Below are 20,125 nucleotides of genomic sequence, written 5' to 3' on the forward strand. Positions count from 1 at the left end.
AGGGGGTAATATACATGGCTGAAGCAAAGGTGAAAGGGCAGGTGCAAACGCCTTTTGGCAGATTGACTTTCGGTATTATGTTAGGCTACGGCTGCATGATGCTGGCATTGATGACACCTGCAACCTTGTTGCTGACTTTCAAGATGATTGAGATTGACCCGAACGGATATACATCCTCTTATGGCCTGGTGGCCGGCATCGGCGCATTCTTTGCCCTCATCGGCAATCCGCTCGGCGGGGCAATCAGTGACCGGACGAACCTATCGTTCGGACGCCGGCGGACATGGATCCTGGTCGGTCCCTTGTTCGGCTGTGCAGCCCTTCTGATGATAGGGATGACCTCCTCATTAGGGATCATTATTATCGGCTGGGCGATTGCGCAGTTGTTCTTTAACTTCGGGATGGCCGCTTATACCGCTCTTATACCGGATCAAGTCAAACAGGAGAAACAAGGCACGGTATCCGGGCTTCTGGGTTTGGTGCTGCCTGTAGCGATTGCCATTGGCATGGTCATGATGACCTTTATGACGGATGCTTCTTCCGCAACCAAGTGGATTTTACTCGCCGTGATCGGTGTTGTGGGTCCGGTCCTCAGCTTGTTCTTGATTCAGGAAGGTAAAGTGGAAATCGTTCATAAGGAACAAGAGAAGATCCCGTTTGGCGAGAAGCTCAGCAAGGTGTACCCTAGCCCGCGCCGTTTTCCGGCGTTTACCTGGGCGGTTGTGTCCAAGTTTCTGTTGATGATGGGCTACTGCAGCAGTCTTTATTTCACCGTTATGCTGGTTAATCGGATGGGCTATACAGAAGCTCAGGCAACAGCCAGCGTTGCAACCGTGAATATTATCTCCATGGTGGCCATGGCGGTTACAAGTATATTTGGCGGGATGCTGTCGGATAAATTCCGTAAGCAAAAACCGTTCCTGTATTTGTCGGCATTGATTATGATCTTGGCAACACTGGTCTTTGCTTTTGTTCCTAACTACCTTGCATATGTTATCGCTTCCGCGGTTCTGGGGCTCGGTTACGGTTGTTTCTCCGCAGTGGACATGGCGCTTGTTGCACGGATTCTGCCACGCAAGGAAGATTCCGCAAAAGACTTTGGCATTATGAACGTGGCCAACGCGCTCCCACAATCCATCGTACCGGCCATTGCACCGTTCCTGCTGGGTGCTGGAACCATGATCGGAATCGGAGACTGGACCTTCTTCTATATTGCCCTCGCCATATTTATGGTGATCGGGATGATATCCATTAAGCCGCTGCCAGAAGTCGGGGAGCCGGTCGAAACGGAAGGCAACGCAAACACTTCGCTTGATCTCAAGGCAGCGAACGTACAGAACGTGTAAAGGAACATGCAATGGTTTAGAACAAACGGATTTAGCAATAGGACAGCTCTTCTTATAGATAAAAAGTGCCGTAGATAATCTGGCTTAGAGCATGTTGATGACAACTTGGAGTGGAGGGAATCAGAATGAACAATCAAACGATTCAAACGGACAATGGGAATGGAGACAACATCCGGTATGTAAACAATCCGGGAGGCCCCAAGCTGGGATACTCGCCTAAATCCGGTGTAACGATCATCGAGCAGGACGGATTGTATTTTAAGGATTTGAGCCGGGACGGCAAGCTGGACCGGTACGAGGATTGGCGGCTATCGCCTAAGGAGCGGGCCCAGGACTTGGCTTCCAAAATGACCGTGGAGCAAATGGCAGGCCTGATGCTGTACAGCAGGCATCAATCGATTCCGGCGTCAAGCGGCGGCTGGATCTCAGGCACATATGGCGGCAAATCCTATGAAGAGAGCGGGATGAAGCCCTGGGAGCTGACCGATGAGCAGCTCGCCTTCCTGGTCCAGGATCATGTTCGGCACGTATTGGTGACAACGGTAGAGAGTCCGGAAGTGGCAGCACGTTGGAACAATAAGGTGCAGGCTTATGCGGAAGGCACGGGACTTGGAATTCCGGCCAATAACAGTTCAGATCCAAGGCACAGCACCGATGCCAGCTCGGAGTTTAATGCAGGTTCGGGCGGCCAGATCTCCATGTGGCCGGAGACCCTGGGCTTGGCCGCTACGTTTGATCCGGACATCACGAAGAAGTTTGGCGAAATCGCGTCGAAAGAATATCGTGCACTGGGACTTGCGACGGCCCTTTCCCCGCAGATTGATATTGCTACAGAGCCGCGTTGGTTCCGCTTTAACGGCACCTTCGGCGAAGATTCGCGTTTGACAACCGATATGGCCCGCGCATATGTGGATGGATTTCAGACATCGGAGGGTGAGCGTGAGATTTCCGAAGGTTGGGGTTATGACAGCGTCAATGCCATGGTGAAGCACTGGCCGGGCGGTGGTTCCGGCGAGGCGGGAAGAGACGCGCATTACAGCAGCGGGAAATATGCGGTGTATCCCGGCCGCAATTTTGACGAACACTTAATTCCGTTTGTAGACGGAGCTTTCAAGCTGGAGGGCAAGACAAGGAATGCTTCCGCTGTGATGCCGTATTACACCATCTCGATGGATCAGGATACCGTGAATGGGGAGAATGTCGGCAATTCGTATAACTCTTATCTGATCAAGGACCTGCTCCGGGAAAAATACGGCTACGAGGGTGTCGTCTGTACGGACTGGGCGATTACGGCCGATGAGTCCGGTCCCCGGGACTCTTTCCTAAGCGGTAAGCCGTGGGGTGTGGAAGGATTGACGGTCGCAGAACGGCATTACAAGCTGCTAATGGCAGGCGTTGACCAGTTTGGCGGCAATAATGAGATGGAACCGGTACTGGCTGCTTACCAGATGGGGGCCCAAGAGCACGGCGAAGCGTATATGCGGGAACGTTTTGAACAGTCGGCAGTGCGCCTGCTCAGCAATATGTTCCGACTGGGGCTGTTCGAGAACCCGTATGTTGAGCCGATGGAAAGCAGCCGAATCGTAGGAAATCCGGAGTTTATGCGTGAAGGTTATGAAGCCCAGTTGAAGTCGATCGTTATGCTGAAAAATAAAAATGGCGTGCTTCCCATCAGCCAGAAGAGCAAGGTCTACATTCCGAAGCGATTTATGGCTGCTGGTCGGGATTGGTTTGGCAGCCCAACGCCGGAAAGCTTGGATTATCCGGTTAACCTGGATATCGTGGCAAAATATTTCGAGGTTACGGATAGTCCGGAGGAGGCTGATTTCGGTCTTGTATTCATCAGCACGCCGAGAACCGGAACCGGTTATAGCCAAGAGGATGAGGACTTGGGAGGCAATGGTTACGTGCCGATGAGTCTGCAGTACAATACCTATACGGCAGAGCATGCGCGCGAAGTGAGTCTGGCCGGTGATACAAGGACAACGGATGTGCTGAACCGTTCCTATAAAGGCAAATCCGTAACACCACAGAATACAACGGATCTCGACATGGTACTGAGAACGAAGGAAATGATGAAGGGCAAACCGATTATCGTATCCATGCTCTTATCCAACCCGACCGTGGTTGAAGAATTTGAGGCTGAAGTGGATGGGATTATTGCTAATTTCGGCGTACAGGATCAAGCGATCATGGAGGTGCTGACAGGTAAGGTGGAGCCGTCAGGATTGCTGCCGATGCAGATGCCTGCCAATATGAAGACAGTGGAGGAGCAGCTTGAGGATGTGGCGCATGACATGGAATGCCATACTGACTCTGAGAATCACACTTATGATTTTGCCTTCGGCTTGAACTGGAATGGCGTTATTAAGGATGAACGCACAGACAAATATCGGAAGTCGCGTACGCTTACGACCTAACAGAAATTCGAGAGTGAATGGATGTACTCCGTATAATGAGGATGAGCCGCTCAAGATGACATTCTTGACTGGCTCGTTTTTTTATTATGTTGATATGGACTAACCAATCCCGGTCACGATGCGTTAAAGTTATATAAGAATTCATATTATAAGCCAAGGAGATTTAGACAACATGATAACCCGGAAATGGACAAAACTAGCGGCAAGCGGTGCTATAGCGGCCACGATGCTGTTAAACTCGATGGTACAGGCTCAGGCTGAGGCTGCGCACAAGAAGGACTTAGAATTGAACGTCAATCATTATGTTGTCACAACCGACGTTAAACCCGTCATCGTGAATGGTACGGTGCTGGTCCCTTTGAACACGGTAAGGGAATATTTGAAACCTATGCAGCTCCGCTGGAACAACAAGAACAAGACGGTAACCGTCAACACGGGCACGGATCAAGTCACCCTGAAGATGGGGAGCAAGGAAGCCAAGGGAAAGGGGAAGATTTACACCCTGTCTGTTCCCGCTCAGGTAAAGGATGGGCGCGTCATGGTTCCCGCTCGATGGATGGCGGAGCTGTATGGTGCACAGGTAAGCTTGGATACAAAGGCCGGGATGGTCTACATCTATACACCGGAGGTCGACGTGTCAACGGCAGAGGATAACCGGGATGTGAAGCTGTATCCGGTAAGCGCAACGAAATACGGCAGATATGAAGGCATGGTGGTCGAGGTCAAAGGCAGGAAACAGGTCTTTAAGGACTGGGACGGGGGAGAGGCTACGCGTAAACCCGTCATTCAATATCAGGATGTTACAGGCGATGGCAAGCCGGAAGTTGTGGTGTTCTATGTGAACGGGACCGGCACGGGTCTTTACATGGGGGAGATGCATGTAGTCGATGCCGAGACTCTGAAGGAAATTCCTATCGAATCATTGGAACAGGCGGTATTGAGCCATGTGCAATCCAATATTGAGAAGTATGCTGACCACTTTGTGATCAAACTTTTGATCGACGGGAAGGAGTACGTCGAAAGGATCGAGGATGATTCCAAGGATAAAAGCTACTTATTTGATGAGGTTGGCTTTGGGGCCGTTGTCAGTCACAAACTAGCGGAAGGCCTGCTTGTTACGGAAGCTGCGGGAAGCATCAGCCCTGCCGGCTTCGCTGGCAATCTCCATATAACATACCGATTTCAAGAAGAGCTGAACCGGTTTGTGGTAGATAGCATTGAATATAGTAGTCTGGAAGAATGGGGGAAGTAACGGTTTATCGATGTGAAACTTTAGATCTACATATAAACGCATATCTGATAAGACGTTATGTACATGGGCTAGAAGCCTAAATCTTGATAGAATGATGTGCTTCGCTAATCAAAAGGGTGCTACGGCGCCCTTTTCGTGCTTTTTTAATATCCAGTCCATCCCATTTATTCCACCCTACTCTCCAAAAAGGAACCAGGGAGAATGGTGCATATAGAACCTATGCAAGAAGATTTTGTTCTCTTTCATAGGCCTTTATTACCATTTACTTGAGTCTTAAGATTCCTCTAAGATAGTTAATAAACCTGACACATTTTTGCTAGGGAAAGAGATTGACTTCGAAAGTAAACGCATTCAATGTTAAGTAATATAACAAGTCCATACCATGGGGGCTTTGAACGAGGTGTTTTTATGCAGCAATGGCTTGGGAAATCGCTAAAGCATAAATTGTCGTTACTTATTATTATCGCTACGCTGGTGCCGCTGCTGTTTCTCGGTATTTTCTCTTTTAACATAGCTAAGAGCCTAACGGAGGAGAAGGCTAAGATTACAGGAATGAATACGCTTCGGCAGCTGGAAGCTTACCTGGATACGATGGTCAAAGACGTGGAGAATATCTCGCTTTTCCTCATCGGGCATACCGGTGTCCAAGCCTATCTGAAGACCGAGCAGAGCAACTATGTCCAGCAGACGACGGTTATTAATTTTTTGACGAATCTGGCCTTTTCCAAAGATTATATTGCCAACATCATTGTCGAACCGCTCGGCAGCAAAGATGCGATCTCGCACAAATCCTTGGTACGCTCTGAGTTCCGGAATATTACCGAAGTGGTCCCCGATTATTACGAGCATCATCCCAAATGGTGGTCCTTTGTGCATCGGCAGTGGACCTTTGAAGGCGTTAGGAAAGTCATTACGTTGGCCAGACCGATCCGGAGCACGGATAAATATAAGCCAATCGGGAATCTGCAGATCAACCTGGATCAGGGTGTCATTGCCAATCAATTCCGGCAGGCCGTCCTGGAGAAGACCGGGTTTGTCCTTCTTCTTGATGAGAATAACCGGATTATCGCTGGTCCGCCGGATATGGAGACGAATCTTACACTTGCAGACTATTATCCTTCGATTGGAGAGTTTGCGGGGCTCAGCGGAAATATAGACTATGGCGAGGGGAGCAACAAGAAGACCATTCTCTATAAGAAAATGTCCAGCGTGAACTGGAAACTGGTCGGCATCATACCCTCAGAGGAATACCGTTCCCAGAACCAATACTTCATCAAATTGACGGCGGTTGCCGTCACCGTGGCTATTCTGCTTGCCATTATACTGGTTCTTTTCCTAATCCAGAAAATTACGAATCCGCTGTCCGTTTTAACGAAATTCCTCAAGAATTCAAGCCCGGAAGAGCCGCTGCCTGCGCTCCCGGTTAAGACGGTCGATGAGGTCGGGCAGCTCATTATCAGTTACAACCGGCTCAGCTCCCGGATTGTGAAGCTTACCGACGAAGTGAAATTGAATGAGTCGCTGAAGAAGGAGGCGGATATGCATGCACTGCAGGTGCAGATTAATCCGCATTTCCTCTACAATACGCTGTCATCCATCCATTGGCTGGCGCTGATGAACCAGGATGTGAAAATCGCCGAGATGGTGGGATCGCTCAGCGATTTCCTGAGGTTCAGTCTCAATAACGGTCAGGAATATTGCACGATTCAGCAGGAAATTATGCATGTCCGTCATTACGTGAATATCCAGACCATCCGCTATCCGGAAAAATTCAACTTTGAGGTTCATGTGGAGGAAGAGCTGTATCAGCACACCATGTTAAAGCTGCTGCTGCAGCCGTTGGTTGAAAACTCCATGCTGCATGGTATTTTGAGCCGTGACGGAATGGGGACGATTACGATTCGCGGACACCGTGAACATGAAGGAGTCCACTTCGTGGTGGAGGATGATGGCATCGGTATGACGACGGAGCGCCTGAAGTGGCTTCAGGATCAGCTGGTTGAGAATCCGCTGCAGTACGAGAAGGGGCAGACCCCGCGCGGAAGCTACGGGCTGCGCAATGTCCATAAACGGCTGCTCCTTCATTACGGCAAGGATGCGGGCTTACGTGTGGAGAGCATGGAGGGAGCCGGAACACGGGTGATGTTTACGATACCTGATTTATCTGAGATACAACAATCTGAATTATCCAGTAAAGGGGATGGCGACATTGAAGGTACTCATCGTTGATGATGAAGTGATCATTCGAAATGGTCTGAGTACAGTGATCAATTGGGCCGATAACGGCTTTACGGTGCTGACGCCCGCAGCTTCGGCGGAGGAAGCCCTTCAGCGTATTCCTGTTGAAATGCCCGATATTATTTTTACTGACATTCGCATGACGGGCTTGAGTGGACTGGATATGGCACATGAAGTCAAGCAGCAGTATCCTGAGATCGAAATCATTGTCATATCGGGATATGATGAATTCTCATATGCGCAGCAGGCGATGCGGGAAGGCGTGAGCGACTACCTGCTGAAGACGAGCAGGCCTGGGGAAATTATCGAGGCTGCTGTCCAAGCCAGGGAACGGCTGTTACAGCGCAGACTTACTCAAGCGAAGGGAAAGGCGCAGGAAATGGTGGTCAACCGGGGGTTTCTGAGAAGGCTGCTTGCATCAGGCACTCCACTGGAAGAGCATGCCGAGGTCGAATTGTGGGAGCGATATCCTGAGTTGCGCTTGGAATCGAACGGTTCGGTCCTGCAGATCTGGATGCTATCGGTATATCCGTTACATCAAGAAGAGGAGGAACACTCGACCGTTAGCGAGCTGCATCGTTTAATCGGCACAGAGCTGGCCGAAGTGCTGCAAAGCGCGTGGCTGGAATGGAACGGCTCCCTGCTTCTGTTGGTGCGGACAGAGTCGAATAATGGTTGGGGGCGGGTGGATTCCGCTCTTCGGAAGATGGAATCGATCCACGCCTGCCGCATCACGGCTGCCAGCGGCCAACGGGTCGCAAGCACAAGGGAGCTCCATGTTGCGCTGAACACCGCTGTGGAGGCCAGCTCTTACGAGTGGCTGCTGCATTCGGAACGGCATATCCGTTATGAAGATATCGCAGGACGTAAAGGCATCCGAACGGTATGTTCGATGGAAGAAGAAACCGAGCTATCCTCTGTTCTGCGTTCGGGGCAAACCGCCGATTTGCAGACATGGGTTACGGATTTGCTGGGACGTATCCAAAGTCAGGGTCAGGCGACGCCTGGCTCGGTTCAAGCTTACCTTCATTCCTTGCTCGTATCGGCACAGCGCTGGCTCATACGGGCTGCATCGTCCATTGGATACACCAATCCGGTGAACGTGGAGGAGACCTACGATATACGCGAATTGACGAAGGCACCGGAGAAGGTGATGATCGATTCCCTTGGATTTGTCATGAAGCAGTATCGTGATATGGTCTCAACAACCAGTCCTGTCCAGCGAGCGATATCCTTTATTCATGAGCATCTGGGGCAGAGCCTGTCACTTCAACAAGTGGCCAAGCATGTTCATATGAACCCCAACTATTTCAGCGAGATGTTCAAGAAGGAAACCGGGCAGAATTATATCGAATTCGTGACCCAGGCGAAACTGCGAAAAGCGATGCATCTGCTGCGGGAAACGCCCGCCAAAATCAGCGAAATCGCGAATGAAATCGGTTATGAGGATATTAAGTATTTTAACCGCCTGTTCAAGAAATGGACGGGACAAACCCCGTCGGAGTATCGGGCAAATCCTGAATTTTGTCCCTCTATCGACTGAATTATATCCCCTATGTAAGCGTTATATCCTTTTATATACTTGGACTAATCATCTTAAGACGCTTCATCATTTTCGTATATTAAAAAGGGGGATTGACCATGAGACCAAAACGTAAAATAGGTCTTGTACTGCTGATGATGTCACTGGTCCTTGCAGCTTGCGGAGGCGGGCAAAGCAAAGAGCAGGCGGGAGGAAATGAGGGCAATCAAGAGAAGGTCAAGCTGACCATTTGGCATAACTTTGCCGGTGATGACCTGCGTGCAAAATCAGTCCGAAGCTTTATCGATCAGTTTGCTCAGGACCATCCTGAAGTGACGCTCGATGCACAAGCGATTCCGCCGGACGGTTACCGTCAACGTCTGAGTACTGTTGCGGCTGCCAATGAAATGCCGGATGTATTTTTCGTGTATGCGGGAAGTCAGTCAGCCGAGCTTCATCAGGCGAAACTGCTTCAGCCGATTACAGAGGTGCTCGATGCGCATTCGGATTGGAAGGATAAATTCCTGCCGGGAGCGTTTGATCCATACGAGTTCGAGGACGGCCAGATCTATTCCGCTCCACTCGGCATGTCCGCAACTTCGATTCTCTATTACAACAAAGCATTGTTCGACAAACATAACGTAAAGGTTCCAACAACTTGGGAAGAAATGATGGCGGCGGTTAAAACGTTCAACGATAACGGCATTACGCCGATCGCGCTCGGAAACAAAGCACCATGGGTTGCGCAATCCACCATTATCGGATCGATCGCCGACCGTGTGACAGGCACCGAATGGTTCAAGAAAGCGGCAGCACAGGATGGCGCGAAATTCACCGATCCTGAGTTTATCGAAGCGCTTGGTTATTTCAAAGAGCTGGTAGATAACAAAGCATTCCAGGAAGGCGCGAACAGCATCGATAACACACAAGCCGAGCAGTATTTCATCCAAGGAAATGCAGCGATGATGATCAGCGGTGCATGGACACTCACGAACCTGGCGGCGTCTTCTTCGGAGGAGCAAATGAAGGATATCGAAGTCACGACATTACCTTCGATCCCGGGTGGTAAAGGTGAGGCTAACACAATCTCCGGCGGTGCTGGTGGCGGTCTGGCCCTTAGCAGCAGAACGGAAGGGAAAGCGAAAGAATTGGCGCTGGAGCTGATTTATGCGGTCAGCGGACCAGAAGCGCAAAAAGCGATTGCCGAGAGCAACTCCATGGTCATGTACGATACCGAAATCGATCAGGCCAAAGTTACTTCCTTGTACTACAAAGCCTTTAACCTGGTGAAATCCACAAGCATTACGCCGGTATACGATGCTTATCTGTCTGCAGAAGCGGCTGAAGTCATCAATAACGGTCTGCAGGAAATTATGATGGGCGGTCCCGTCGAAGGTGTGGCCCAGAAGCTACAGGATGCGCAAGCCAGATCCGCTACTCCATAAGAAACCGTTCATCACTGCACAAGGATTAGGAGGGAGGAGGCTGCCATGCCTACAGCGATGAGAAGCAAAGGATTTATAGCCATAGCTCTTCTTCCTGCGCTTCTGTTGTTTCTGATATTTGTCATTATTCCGGTCTTCTGGTCAGCTTACTACGGATTTTTCAGTTGGAAAGGGTTCGGAGACGCTGCCTTTATCGGTCTTGATAATTATAAAGAGATGTTCAAGGATCCGATTTTCTGGCGGGCGCTTCGAAACAACCTGATTCTGGTCGTATCATCCATTATCGGTCAGGTTCCAATCGCGTTGATTCTGGCTATTGTATTGTTCAAGAATTCGTTCTTCTCCAGGTTCATCCGGTCTGCCGTATTCATGCCGATGGTTCTCTCCACGGTTGTTGTCGGTCTCATCTGGGGTTACATTTACCATCCTCAGTTTGGGATCGCCAACTATGTGCTGGAGATGCTCGGTCTGGAGTCATGGACCCGTGCCTGGTTGTCCGATCCAAAAGTGAACATGCTGGCGATATCGATCCCGATTAACTGGGCGAACATCGGCCCTTATCTGGTCATCTTTATCGCAGCACTGCAAAATATTTCACCGGAGATCCATGATGCGGCCAAAATCGATGGGTCCACCGGCTGGAACAAGCTGATGCAAATCACGCTGCCGATGATCTGGAGCACGGTTGTCGTAACCATTGTGCTCTGCATCTCGGGAAGCCTGAAAGCTTTTGACCATGTCATCGTCATGACGGGTGGCGGACCGGCGCAATCGACCGAGCTGTTAGCCACTTATATGTATAACAGCACGTTCAGTGTGTACCGTTACGGTTACGGCTCCGCCGTCTCCACGATGATTATGATCGTCAGCGCCATTCTTATCGCGCTTAACTATTTCGCAACGCGCAGAAAGTCAAGCTAACATGAAGGAGGGAGCGATGTGAATTTACAGACGACCGGGACCGGGAGCGCCTCAGGGAAACGCGTCATCACGAAGGGGTTAACCGGGTTCGTAAAATTGCTGCTGATTGTGTATGCGATTCTTACGCTCTATCCCTTGTACTGGCTTTTTACGAGCGCGTTTAAATCGAATCAGGATTTCTTCACCAACCCTTACGGCCTGCCGAAGGAGTGGATGACCGAGAATTTATTCCGGGCATGGGAGCTTGGAAATATGGGCAGAGCGATGCTGAATTCAACGGTTGTGACGATTACAGCTGTCGCTCTGACCATCCTGCTCAGTGTACTTGCGGCATATGTATTGTCCAGATTCGAGTTTCGGTTCAAAAAGCTGGTGGTCGTGTTGTTTACGACCGGGCTGCTGATTCCGATTCACAGTACGCTGGTGCCCCTGTTTATTATGATGAAAAATATCGGCCTGCTCGACACGTACGGTGCGCTCATTCTGCCTTATACAGCATTTGAGCTGCCAATCGCGATCTTCTTGGCGATGGCTTACATGTCTTCCATTCCAAGAGAGATTGAAGAAGCGGCCATGATTGATGGCAGCGGCTGGTGGGGAATCTTCGGCAGAATGATTCTTCCGCTCTGTACGCCTATCGTGGCAACGATATCGATTCTGGCATTCCTTCGATTCTGGAATGACTTCTCCTTCGCACTCGTATTTATCAATACGCAAGCGCTGAAGACGCTGCCGCTCAGTTTGTCCTTGTTCTCGGACGGCTTCGGCACGGATTACAGCTTGACGATGGGAGCGATGGCGATCGCAGTCATTCCAACGATCGTGGCCTACCTGATCTTGCAGGAGCAGATCATGAAGGGTATGGTGGCAGGGTCCATCAAAGGTTAAATCGTCAGAACGTCCGATTTAACGTAAAGCGTTAGACAGTGTTTTTCCTAAGGATAATCCACTTCATATTTACCATGCAAAGCCTCTTCCGATGCATTCGGAAGGGGCTTTTTCATTTCCTCGTGATCGTGGTAAGTCAACGTTTCCAACCGAAAAAAATTCATGCACGATTTTCGGCTACGTCATGTATGCAAAAGAAATATAATAGGAACACAAAGGTAAGCCACATGATTTGTAAGGAGAAGAACAGCACACATCATTATCGCCATATAGAAACAAAAGATACAGGGAGGAACCAAACATGATATCAGCCGCGAACCAACAGGAATATTATCAGGCGCTGCTGGATAAGAAAACCGAGTACGAAGGTGTCTTTTACGTAGGTGTGAAGACAACCGGTGTATTCTGCCGTCCGACATGTCCAGCGAGGAAACCCAAGATCGAGAACTGCGAATTTTACGAGACGGCTCAAGAAGCGCTGCTTGCTTCCTTCCGTCCCTGTAAACGATGCCGTCCGCTATCGCACCCCAATCAGGTATCCGACCTGGTCCGGCTGCTCGTAGAAGCCGTTGAGGAGAATCCGGAGAAAAGGTGGACCAACCAGGACTTTCAGAAGCTGTCCGTGGACGCTTCAACGGCAAGACGCCAATTCAAAAAGCGGTTTGGGATGACCTTTGTCGAATATGCGCGGGCACGGCGGATGGGACTCGCCCTGAAGCAAATCCGGGATGGGCATGCCGTCATCGATGCGCAGCTGTCGACCGGCTACGAGTCCAGCAGCGGCTTTAGGGATGCTTTTTCCCGCATTATGGGTGCAACGCCTACCCGAGCGGGGCACCATAACATCTTAAAAGCATCATGGCTCGACACGTGTCTCGGACCGATGATGGCCATCGCGGATGAGGAGGCACTGTATTTGCTCGAATTCGTGGACCGCCGAGGCCTGGAGCGTGAGGTTGAACGTCTCCGACAGAGAACCAAGTCGGCCATCATTCCGGGTTACACAGCTCCGATCCGTTCGATTGAGAGAGAGTTGAGTGCGTATTTTGACGGGAAGTTAACGGAATTTAAAACCCCTTTGTTCCTGTTAGGATCACCATTCCAACAGGAGGTATGGGACCGGTTACTGCAGATTCCACCTGGACAAACGTCTTCGTATGGTGAGATCGCAGCAACGATGGGGAGACCTACCGCTTATCGTGCCGTTGCTCAAGCGAATGGCGCCAACCAGCTCGCGATTGTCATCCCATGCCACCGCGTGATTAATACGAGCGGCGAATTGGGCGGATACGGTGGAGGATTGTCGCGCAAGCAGTGGCTGCTGCATCATGAGAAATCGATGAGTGCTGCAACCACACATGAATAGTAGACGTTCGTCGTAGAAAATGGTCTTACCTATCGGTAAGACCATTTTTGTATAGATCGTGTAGTCATTGGTATGACGTAATTATATATAAAATCTTTAAAATATAGAGCATACAATTGCATCAGTGGAAAAGGGAGCGTGAACATTGTGCAGAATCAAGAACAACTGCCTCAGTGAGGTATGGCCAAGATTCAAATTCAAGTGATGATCCTTTAATAACGAGCCCTCTATCATTATCAATGGTCCAAAAGTGATAGGGGGCTTTATGTCGTCGTGAACGAAAGGCTTCCGTTATCCACCGACCATTGGCAGCTGTATCCCATGTTTTTTACATTGAGCAGGACGATCTGGAATATGCATTTCGCAAGACTATTTGGGAACGACCGAAAGCATTATCGACTTCGTTGATAGAATGCAGAAATCGTTGCTGATCGACGTAGTTTTGCGTACTGAATAACCATACAATATGGTTTATTAGGAGGTTAGTAACGATGAAATGTACAAATCTCAGCAGAAACACATTGGATTTTAACAAGGACTGGAAGTTCATTCTTGGGGATACATCGGGAGCCGAGCTGAGGAACATGACTGATGATGAATGGGAATCCGTTTATTTGCCGCATACGCCTAGAATTGAATCCCTTCATGTTGATCTGAACTATCAAGGTCTTTGCTGGTATCGTAAGCACTTTATCGCAGACGAAGCGTGGAAAGGAATGAAGCTGTTTATTGAATTCGAAGTTGCCATGCAGGAAGCCCATGTATGGATCAACGGAACATTCAAACGGATTCATAAAGGCGGTTATTTGCCGTTTATGCTCGACATCACCGAGGATGTTGAATTCGGGGGGGAGAATGTGATTGCCGTCCGACTTGATAACCGCGACAACGGAGCAATACCGCCAGGCAAGCCGCTGGAGAGTCTGGATTTTTCATATTTCGGCGGACTGTATCGCAATGTGAAGCTCCATATCATAGAGAAACTCCACGTTACTGATGCGGTGTTTGCCGGGAAACAGGCGGGAGGCGGGGTCTTTGTCAAATATTCCAACGTCTCGAAAGCAGCTGCCACGGTTGAAGTTCAGACCCACGTGCTGAATGAGCATGATCATGTCAAGGATGTCACAGTCGTGACATCGATCATGGATAAACAAGGCAGATTACTAGGGACGGCAGAAAGCTTGATCGAAACCGTTAGCGCTGGCGGGGATCACACATTCGAACAAATGATTACGCTTTCAAACCCTCGGCTTTGGCATCCGGATCATCCCTATTTGTACACGTTGTTGACAGAAATTACCGATGGTGAGGGTAGGAAGGCAGATGATCTTCGAACCCGTATCGGAATCCGCACGATTTCGTTCAGCAAGGCGAACGGTTTTATGATCAATGGGGAAAGGTTGGTCATCCGGGGAACGAACCGCCACCAGCAATATCCTTATATCGGCAATGCTGCCTCGAACAACGCCCAATATCGCGATGCGTTGAAGTTGAAAGAAGGCGGGTTCAATTTCGTACGCCTTGGCCATTATCCGCAGGCTCCTGCTTTCCTGGACGCATGTGATGAGCTCGGGTTAATGACCGTTGAGCCGGTACCCGGCTGGCAGTTCTGCGCGGAAGGTGAATTCCAGGAGATTGTCAAGCAAAATATTCGGGATATGATCCGCCGCGACCGAAACCACCCTTGCATGATCATGTGGGAAGTCAGCTTGAACGAAACTTATAAAGGGCGTCCAGGCGCAACGGATGATTTCTTTCGAGAATGTCACCTGATCGCTCATGAAGAATATCCCGGAGATCAAATGAATACAGCGGGAGATACGATCGGCAGGGATAACCCGGCTTACGTTAATTATGATGTACCTTATACCATGTGGGACGAAGCAACGTTAACACGTCCATTGGAAGAGGTTCTGCCAAATAAAGCAGGTTTTGATAGAGAATACGGGGATTATGAATTCGGCGGTCATGAGAGTACAAGCCGTGTGCCACGAGGTGCTGGAGAGGAGAAACTGCTGCTGCAAGCTTGGAATTATCAATGGTCGTTGAATCGGAACCGCGGCAACCGCTGGTCGCTTGGTGACGCTTCTTGGGTTGGCATTGATCATAATCGGGGCTGCTACCCGCAGCTGTCGGAATGCGGAGCCTTGGATACATTTCGCTTGCCTAAATACGTTTACTACTTCTATCAGAGCCAGAGAATTCCGGATGTCATACACGAGCATTTAGACAGCGGACCGATGGTATTTGTTGCAAATGAATGGACGGAACGCGTCTCGCCGACGAAGATTGTCGTTTTTTCTAATTGTGATGAAGTAGAACTGTTTGTTAACGGAAAATCGGTGAGGACTCAAAAGCCTGACCAAGGGCCCGATACGGAATACGGTGAACGCGTGACTGGCTACGAAGTCGATTATTGGCTGACCGACAAGGAGCAGCATAAGGGAAATGATGTGACAACAGAGATTGGCGACGATCCCGACAGCCTGAAGGTAAATCCGCACGACGGAGGAAATTGCCGCAATCTGGAGAGGGCGCCGTTTACGTTTGAAGGCGTGGCCTATGAGCCGGGAGAACTGAAAGCGATTGGACGAATCGGAGGAGTGGATAAGGCGTCGTTTGTCGTGCGTACCCCGCTTGAACCTGAAATCCTTTCCATTCGGATAGACATTAGCGGCAAAGCTCTTGCCGCAGACGGTTCTGATTTTGTCTTTGCCTGTGCGGAGATCCGGGATGCCAAAGGGACTGTCGTAAACTCTGCCAATCATGAAGTGACTTTTGAAGTTGAAGGGGCCGCTGTCATCGTGGGTGAGAATCCGGTTCGAGCAGAAGCGGGCATCGCGACGGTATTATTGCAATCGCGTCCGGCAGCGGGTGAAGTGATTTTGACTACCCATGCAAAAGGATTAAAATCTGCTGTCGCGAAGTTGACAACTGCTTAGGAAAAGTCAATTTGGCTGCTACATAGATTGAACCAAAGAAAAGAAGAAACTTCAGCGGAGAAGGCGGAATTATTCTGGAGAAGCGAAGTGGTCGCCTTTGTCCCCGGATTTTAACCATGGTATGGATGTATAGAAGAAATCTGGGGGCAACAGCGATCGGAAGAATAATCCGCATTCGTAGTGATGCTCAGGCTAAGAATCTTTAGTTCAACTTATGTAGAATACACTTTTCGTTCTAGGAGGTGGTCTGGTTGGCCAAACGTTTCATTTGGCAGTGGGACCTGCAAATTATGGTGATCCCGGCGATCATCATGATCATTATATTTTCTTATTTCCCCATGTGGGGGGTCCTTACTGCGTTTCAGGACTATAGTCCGGCGAAAGGCTTTTTGGGAAGTGAGTGGGTAGGGTTCAAGCATTTCAGGATGTTTTTTAACGCTCCGGAATTTTGGCAGATCATGCGGAATACGATTGTGATCAGTCTTCTGAAGCTGTTCATCGCGTTTCCTGCGCCGATTATTCTGGCCTTGATGCTGAATGAGGTGAAAAACGCGTTCTTCAAGCGCTTCGTTCAGACCGTCAGTTATTTGCCCCATTTTATTTCGTGGGTCATCGTGTCAGGATTCGTAATCTCCTTGTTGTCGGTTGACAACGGCAGTGTAAACATCCTGCTGCAGAAGCTTAACCTCATAGATGAGCCTGTCCATTGGTTATCGATTCCCGAGTACTTCTGGGGTATTCTGATCTCGTCAGGGATCTGGAAAGATATCGGTTTCGGCGCTATCGTATATTTGGCAGCCATTGCGGGAGTCGATCCCAGCATGTATGAGGCGGCTTCGATTGACGGCGCTGGCCGGATGAGGAAGTTGGTATCCATTACACTTCCGTCAATAGCACCGGTGATCATCATTTTCCTCATTTTGCAGGTTGGACAAATATTGAATGCGGGCTTTGAAGAAATATTGCTATTGACTAATCAGGGGCAGAACGTCGTATTAAGGCCGGTGTCGGAAACGATTGATACATATGTCTATCGTGTCGGGATCGAGAACTATCGCTTCTCCTATGCGACGGCGGCTGGTTTGTTCAAGAGTGCGATCAGCGTCGGACTGCTTGTGATAGCTAACTGGATTGCCAGAAAACTGGGGGACTCAAGCTTATGGTAACGGCTTCAAGAAAGGAGGCAGCTTGTGAAACGCTCACTGGAAGATAATATTATCGATATTGTGGTATATGCAATCTTGTTGTTGCTTGCCGTAGTTACTTTGTATCCGTTCTGGAATTCTTTGGTCATTTCCTTGAATGCAGGAAATGACACGGCGGCTGGGGGCGTTACCATTTGGCCGAGAGAATTTACATTGGAGAACTATAAGTATGTTTTCAAGGACGCCCGATTAATTAACGCTTTCTGGATCACGGTTGCAAGAACGGTTACGGGAACCTTCCTATCGATTCTGTTTACCTCCATGTTTGCTTACGCGATGTCCAGGCGCGGATTGATCGGCAAAAAGTTCTATATGATCCTTTGCGTCATTACGATGTACTTCAGCGGCGGTCTAATCCCGAGTTATCTGTTGATCAAGGATTTGAATTTGATGAACACCTTCTGGGTTATGATTATACCCGGCATCATCAGCGTCTGGAATATGATCATCTTCCGCACCTTTTTCCAAGGGCTCCCTGACGGACTGGAGGAATCGGCAAGAATCGACGGGTGCAATCACATTAATACTTATTTCCGAATTGTTCTGCCGGTATCAGGACCGGTCATCGCGACGCTATCGCTGTTCACTGCGGTAGGTCACTGGAACGCATGGTTTGACGCTTCGATCTATATTTCGAATCAGAAGCTGCTGCCATTACAAGTTATTCTTAACCAAACCATACAATCGATTTTGTTATTTGAAGCCTCAACGCAGATCAGTGCGACCAAACAGGAATTTTTGCAGAACGCGCAGAGTGTCACGCATAAATCTATCGTGATGGCGACCACGATGGTAGCAACCATTCCGATTGTTATGGTGTATCCTTTCGTGCAGAAGTATTTTGTCAAAGGAGTGCTTGTCGGATCATTGAAAGAATAGGAGATGTTATGCGCCGATAGGCGATAACCTATAAGAAATGTACGAGAGGGGTAATCGATACATGAACAAGAAAAAATGGCTGATCGGTTTGTTGGTCGCGGTTCTATCTGTCAGTACTCTGATAGCCGGCTGCGGAAGTGCCAAAGACAAGAGCAAAGCTGCAACAGGGAATGGAAATGCCGGGGAAGCTGCTAGCCAAGACCAACCGGTAGAGTTTACGATGTACACTTTTGATGACGGATGGCAGCCTGCCGCTTGGGGAGAGACGGTTACCACGAAGTGGATTCAGGAAAACAAGAAGGTATCCATCAATTATCTTCCGACGAATGGCAATGCCAAACAAAGGTTCAATGCCATGTATGCGAGCGGCGAGCTGCCTGACGTTATTGCGCTTGGACCAGGGCCCGAGCTGGATCGGTTGATCAGTGAAGGCCAATTGGTGGAGCTTGATCCGTATCTCGACAAATATCCGAACTTGAAGAAGGCTGCTGGCGAGCAAATTATAAATATCAACCGTTCGGAAGACGGCAAGCTGTATCTTATTCCGGAATGGTATGTTGGAGGCGATCATCTGAACGGGAACGGCGGCTATGCCGTGAACCGGAAAATCTATAAAGAAATGGGTTCGCCAAAGCTGGAGACATTAACAGAATTCGAGAGCTATCTGCGTGCAGTTAAAGGAAAATATCCGGACATGATCCCGCTTGAAGTCGGTGGTCCATACGATATCAAAATGATGTATTCCGCATTTAGAGAAAACAGCACGCCGTATTTTGTGAGCAGAATGTTCTATCCGGAAGGCAACACGTTAAAACCGATTACAGAAGACCCGGCATTCAAGGAGTTTATGCTGTTCGCCAGTCGATTGTATCGCGATAAGCTGATGACCCAGGATGTGTTCACTCAAAAGGCCGATCAAATGATAGAGAAGCTGAGCCAAGGGAAAGTCGCTGTTGCCATTAATGCGAACTTATCGGGCAGAGCGCGCGTTCCGAACTCTACTCTCCGCGCCCAAGATCCTGAGGGTGGATACGAATTTATTTGGCCTATACACAATGAGGGTTTGGACAAGAACAAAATTTATCCTAACTATACCGGCAGAGAAGGCGGCGGCAAAATCGTCATTACGAAGAATGCGAAAGATCCTGAACGTATTTTCGAATATCTGGATTGGGCTACAAGCAACGAGGGACAGGCGATTCTTTGGTTTGGACCTCCGGGATTCCTGTGGGATACCAAAGACGAGAACGGGGTTCCGATCCCCAACGAGAAATACAAAACGATGGATAAAGCCGAATTGGATAAGCTGCAAATATCCGACAACATGATGGCCGGAAATGCAACCTGGGTCGATCTGGCTAAAGTAACTAGGGAAAGTCTTCTGCCTGAGAATCAGCGGGATTTCCAGACGCAGCAGCAGGTGAACGTCGCTTGGAAGACGTCTATGGACATCACGGCCTTTGCGAATACGGACCCGCAAGGGGATTCTGAAGAAGGCATTATCCTACAGTCGGTGAAGGATATGTTTGATCAAGCTTTCTCTACCATGATTTATGCCAAGAGCGAGGAGGAAGTCGAGTCGATACTGAAGAAGACGAATGAAGACATGCAAAAGCTTGGTTTCCCCAAAGTACTCGATTATGTCCAGAAGAAATGGCAGGATAATCTGAATAAAATGAACGGCAAATAACTTCAGGTTTG

Annotated in this window: 13 protein-coding genes; all 13 read left to right on the forward strand. The window is 49.2% G+C overall.

Annotated elements, in window-relative coordinates; all coding sequences use genetic code 11:
* The first annotated feature begins 14 nt into the window (after positions 1-14).
* Positions 15-1,346 carry an MFS transporter gene (locus ABEW73_RS06685; protein WP_430162679.1) on the forward strand — a complete coding sequence of 444 codons (1,332 nt, stop codon included), beginning with the start codon at positions 15-17 and terminating at the stop codon, positions 1,344-1,346.
* Positions 1,347-1,471: 125 nt separating this feature from the next.
* Positions 1,472-3,766: a glycoside hydrolase family 3 N-terminal domain-containing protein gene (locus ABEW73_RS06690; RefSeq protein ID WP_430162681.1), complete on the forward strand. Its 2,295-nt coding sequence runs from the start codon at positions 1,472-1,474 to the stop codon at positions 3,764-3,766.
* A 172-nt stretch (positions 3,767-3,938) separates the two neighbouring features.
* Entirely contained in the window at positions 3,939-5,018 is a 1,080-nt protein-coding gene (locus ABEW73_RS06695; RefSeq protein ID WP_430162683.1) for a copper amine oxidase N-terminal domain-containing protein, read from the forward strand.
* Positions 5,019-5,426: 408 nt separating this feature from the next.
* On the forward strand, positions 5,427-7,247 hold the full coding sequence (locus tag ABEW73_RS06700) for a cache domain-containing sensor histidine kinase (protein WP_430162685.1): 1,821 nt from the start codon (positions 5,427-5,429) through the stop codon (positions 7,245-7,247).
* Positions 7,228-8,799 carry a response regulator transcription factor gene (locus ABEW73_RS06705; protein ID WP_430162688.1) on the forward strand — a complete coding sequence of 524 codons (1,572 nt, stop codon included), beginning with the start codon at positions 7,228-7,230 and terminating at the stop codon, positions 8,797-8,799. The genes ABEW73_RS06700 and ABEW73_RS06705 overlap by 20 nt, the downstream gene beginning before the upstream one ends.
* 98 nt (positions 8,800-8,897) lie before the next feature.
* Positions 8,898-10,223 carry an extracellular solute-binding protein gene (locus ABEW73_RS06710; protein WP_098741615.1) on the forward strand — a complete coding sequence of 442 codons (1,326 nt, stop codon included), beginning with the start codon at positions 8,898-8,900 and terminating at the stop codon, positions 10,221-10,223.
* 45 nt (positions 10,224-10,268) lie between these two features.
* Positions 10,269-11,144, forward strand: a complete 876-nt coding sequence (locus ABEW73_RS06715; protein WP_430162692.1) for a carbohydrate ABC transporter permease — start codon at positions 10,269-10,271, stop codon at positions 11,142-11,144.
* A gap of 18 nt (positions 11,145-11,162) precedes the next feature.
* Positions 11,163-12,032: a carbohydrate ABC transporter permease gene (locus tag ABEW73_RS06720; protein WP_430162694.1), complete on the forward strand. Its 870-nt coding sequence runs from the start codon at positions 11,163-11,165 to the stop codon at positions 12,030-12,032.
* A gap of 301 nt (positions 12,033-12,333) precedes the next feature.
* A complete protein-coding gene (locus ABEW73_RS06725; RefSeq protein ID WP_430162697.1) occupies positions 12,334-13,398 on the forward strand; it encodes a bifunctional transcriptional activator/DNA repair enzyme AdaA in 1,065 nt (354 codons plus the stop codon).
* A 491-nt stretch (positions 13,399-13,889) separates the two neighbouring features.
* Positions 13,890-16,340, forward strand: coding sequence for a glycoside hydrolase family 2 protein (locus tag ABEW73_RS06730; protein WP_430162700.1), 2,451 nt, complete (start codon positions 13,890-13,892; stop codon positions 16,338-16,340).
* Between the two features lie 290 nt (positions 16,341-16,630).
* On the forward strand, positions 16,631-17,506 hold the full coding sequence (locus ABEW73_RS06735) for an ABC transporter permease (protein WP_430163046.1): 876 nt from the start codon (positions 16,631-16,633) through the stop codon (positions 17,504-17,506).
* 24 nt (positions 17,507-17,530) lie between these two features.
* A complete protein-coding gene (locus ABEW73_RS06740; protein ID WP_430162703.1) occupies positions 17,531-18,424 on the forward strand; it encodes a carbohydrate ABC transporter permease in 894 nt (297 codons plus the stop codon).
* 61 nt (positions 18,425-18,485) lie between these two features.
* Positions 18,486-20,114, forward strand: coding sequence for an extracellular solute-binding protein (locus ABEW73_RS06745; RefSeq protein ID WP_430162705.1), 1,629 nt, complete (start codon positions 18,486-18,488; stop codon positions 20,112-20,114).
* The last annotated feature ends 11 nt before the right edge of the window (positions 20,115-20,125 follow it).

Origin of the sequence: Paenibacillus lautus (assembly GCF_050482385.1) — a bacterium.
In the GTDB taxonomy this organism is placed as follows: Bacteria; Bacillota; Bacilli; order Paenibacillales; family Paenibacillaceae; genus Paenibacillus_AQ; species Paenibacillus_AQ lautus_B.

Bases quoted from the DNA above. Each gene is read 5' to 3' on its own strand.
- ABEW73_RS06710 (WP_098741615.1), top strand. From the start codon at position 8,898: ATGAGACCAAAACGTAAAATAGGTCTTGTACTGCTGATGATGTCACTG.
- ABEW73_RS06745 (WP_430162705.1), top strand. From the start codon at position 18,486: ATGAACAAGAAAAAATGGCTGATCGGTTTGTTGGTCGCGGTTCTATCT.
- ABEW73_RS06730 (WP_430162700.1), top strand. From the start codon at position 13,890: ATGAAATGTACAAATCTCAGCAGAAACACATTGGATTTTAACAAGGAC.
- ABEW73_RS06700 (WP_430162685.1), top strand. From the start codon at position 5,427: ATGCAGCAATGGCTTGGGAAATCGCTAAAGCATAAATTGTCGTTACTT.
- ABEW73_RS06685 (WP_430162679.1), top strand. From the start codon at position 15: ATGGCTGAAGCAAAGGTGAAAGGGCAGGTGCAAACGCCTTTTGGCAGA.
- ABEW73_RS06735 (WP_430163046.1), top strand. From the start codon at position 16,631: ATGGTGATCCCGGCGATCATCATGATCATTATATTTTCTTATTTCCCC.
- ABEW73_RS06690 (WP_430162681.1), top strand. From the start codon at position 1,472: ATGAACAATCAAACGATTCAAACGGACAATGGGAATGGAGACAACATC.
- ABEW73_RS06695 (WP_430162683.1), top strand. From the start codon at position 3,939: ATGATAACCCGGAAATGGACAAAACTAGCGGCAAGCGGTGCTATAGCG.
- ABEW73_RS06725 (WP_430162697.1), top strand. From the start codon at position 12,334: ATGATATCAGCCGCGAACCAACAGGAATATTATCAGGCGCTGCTGGAT.
- ABEW73_RS06715 (WP_430162692.1), top strand. From the start codon at position 10,269: ATGCCTACAGCGATGAGAAGCAAAGGATTTATAGCCATAGCTCTTCTT.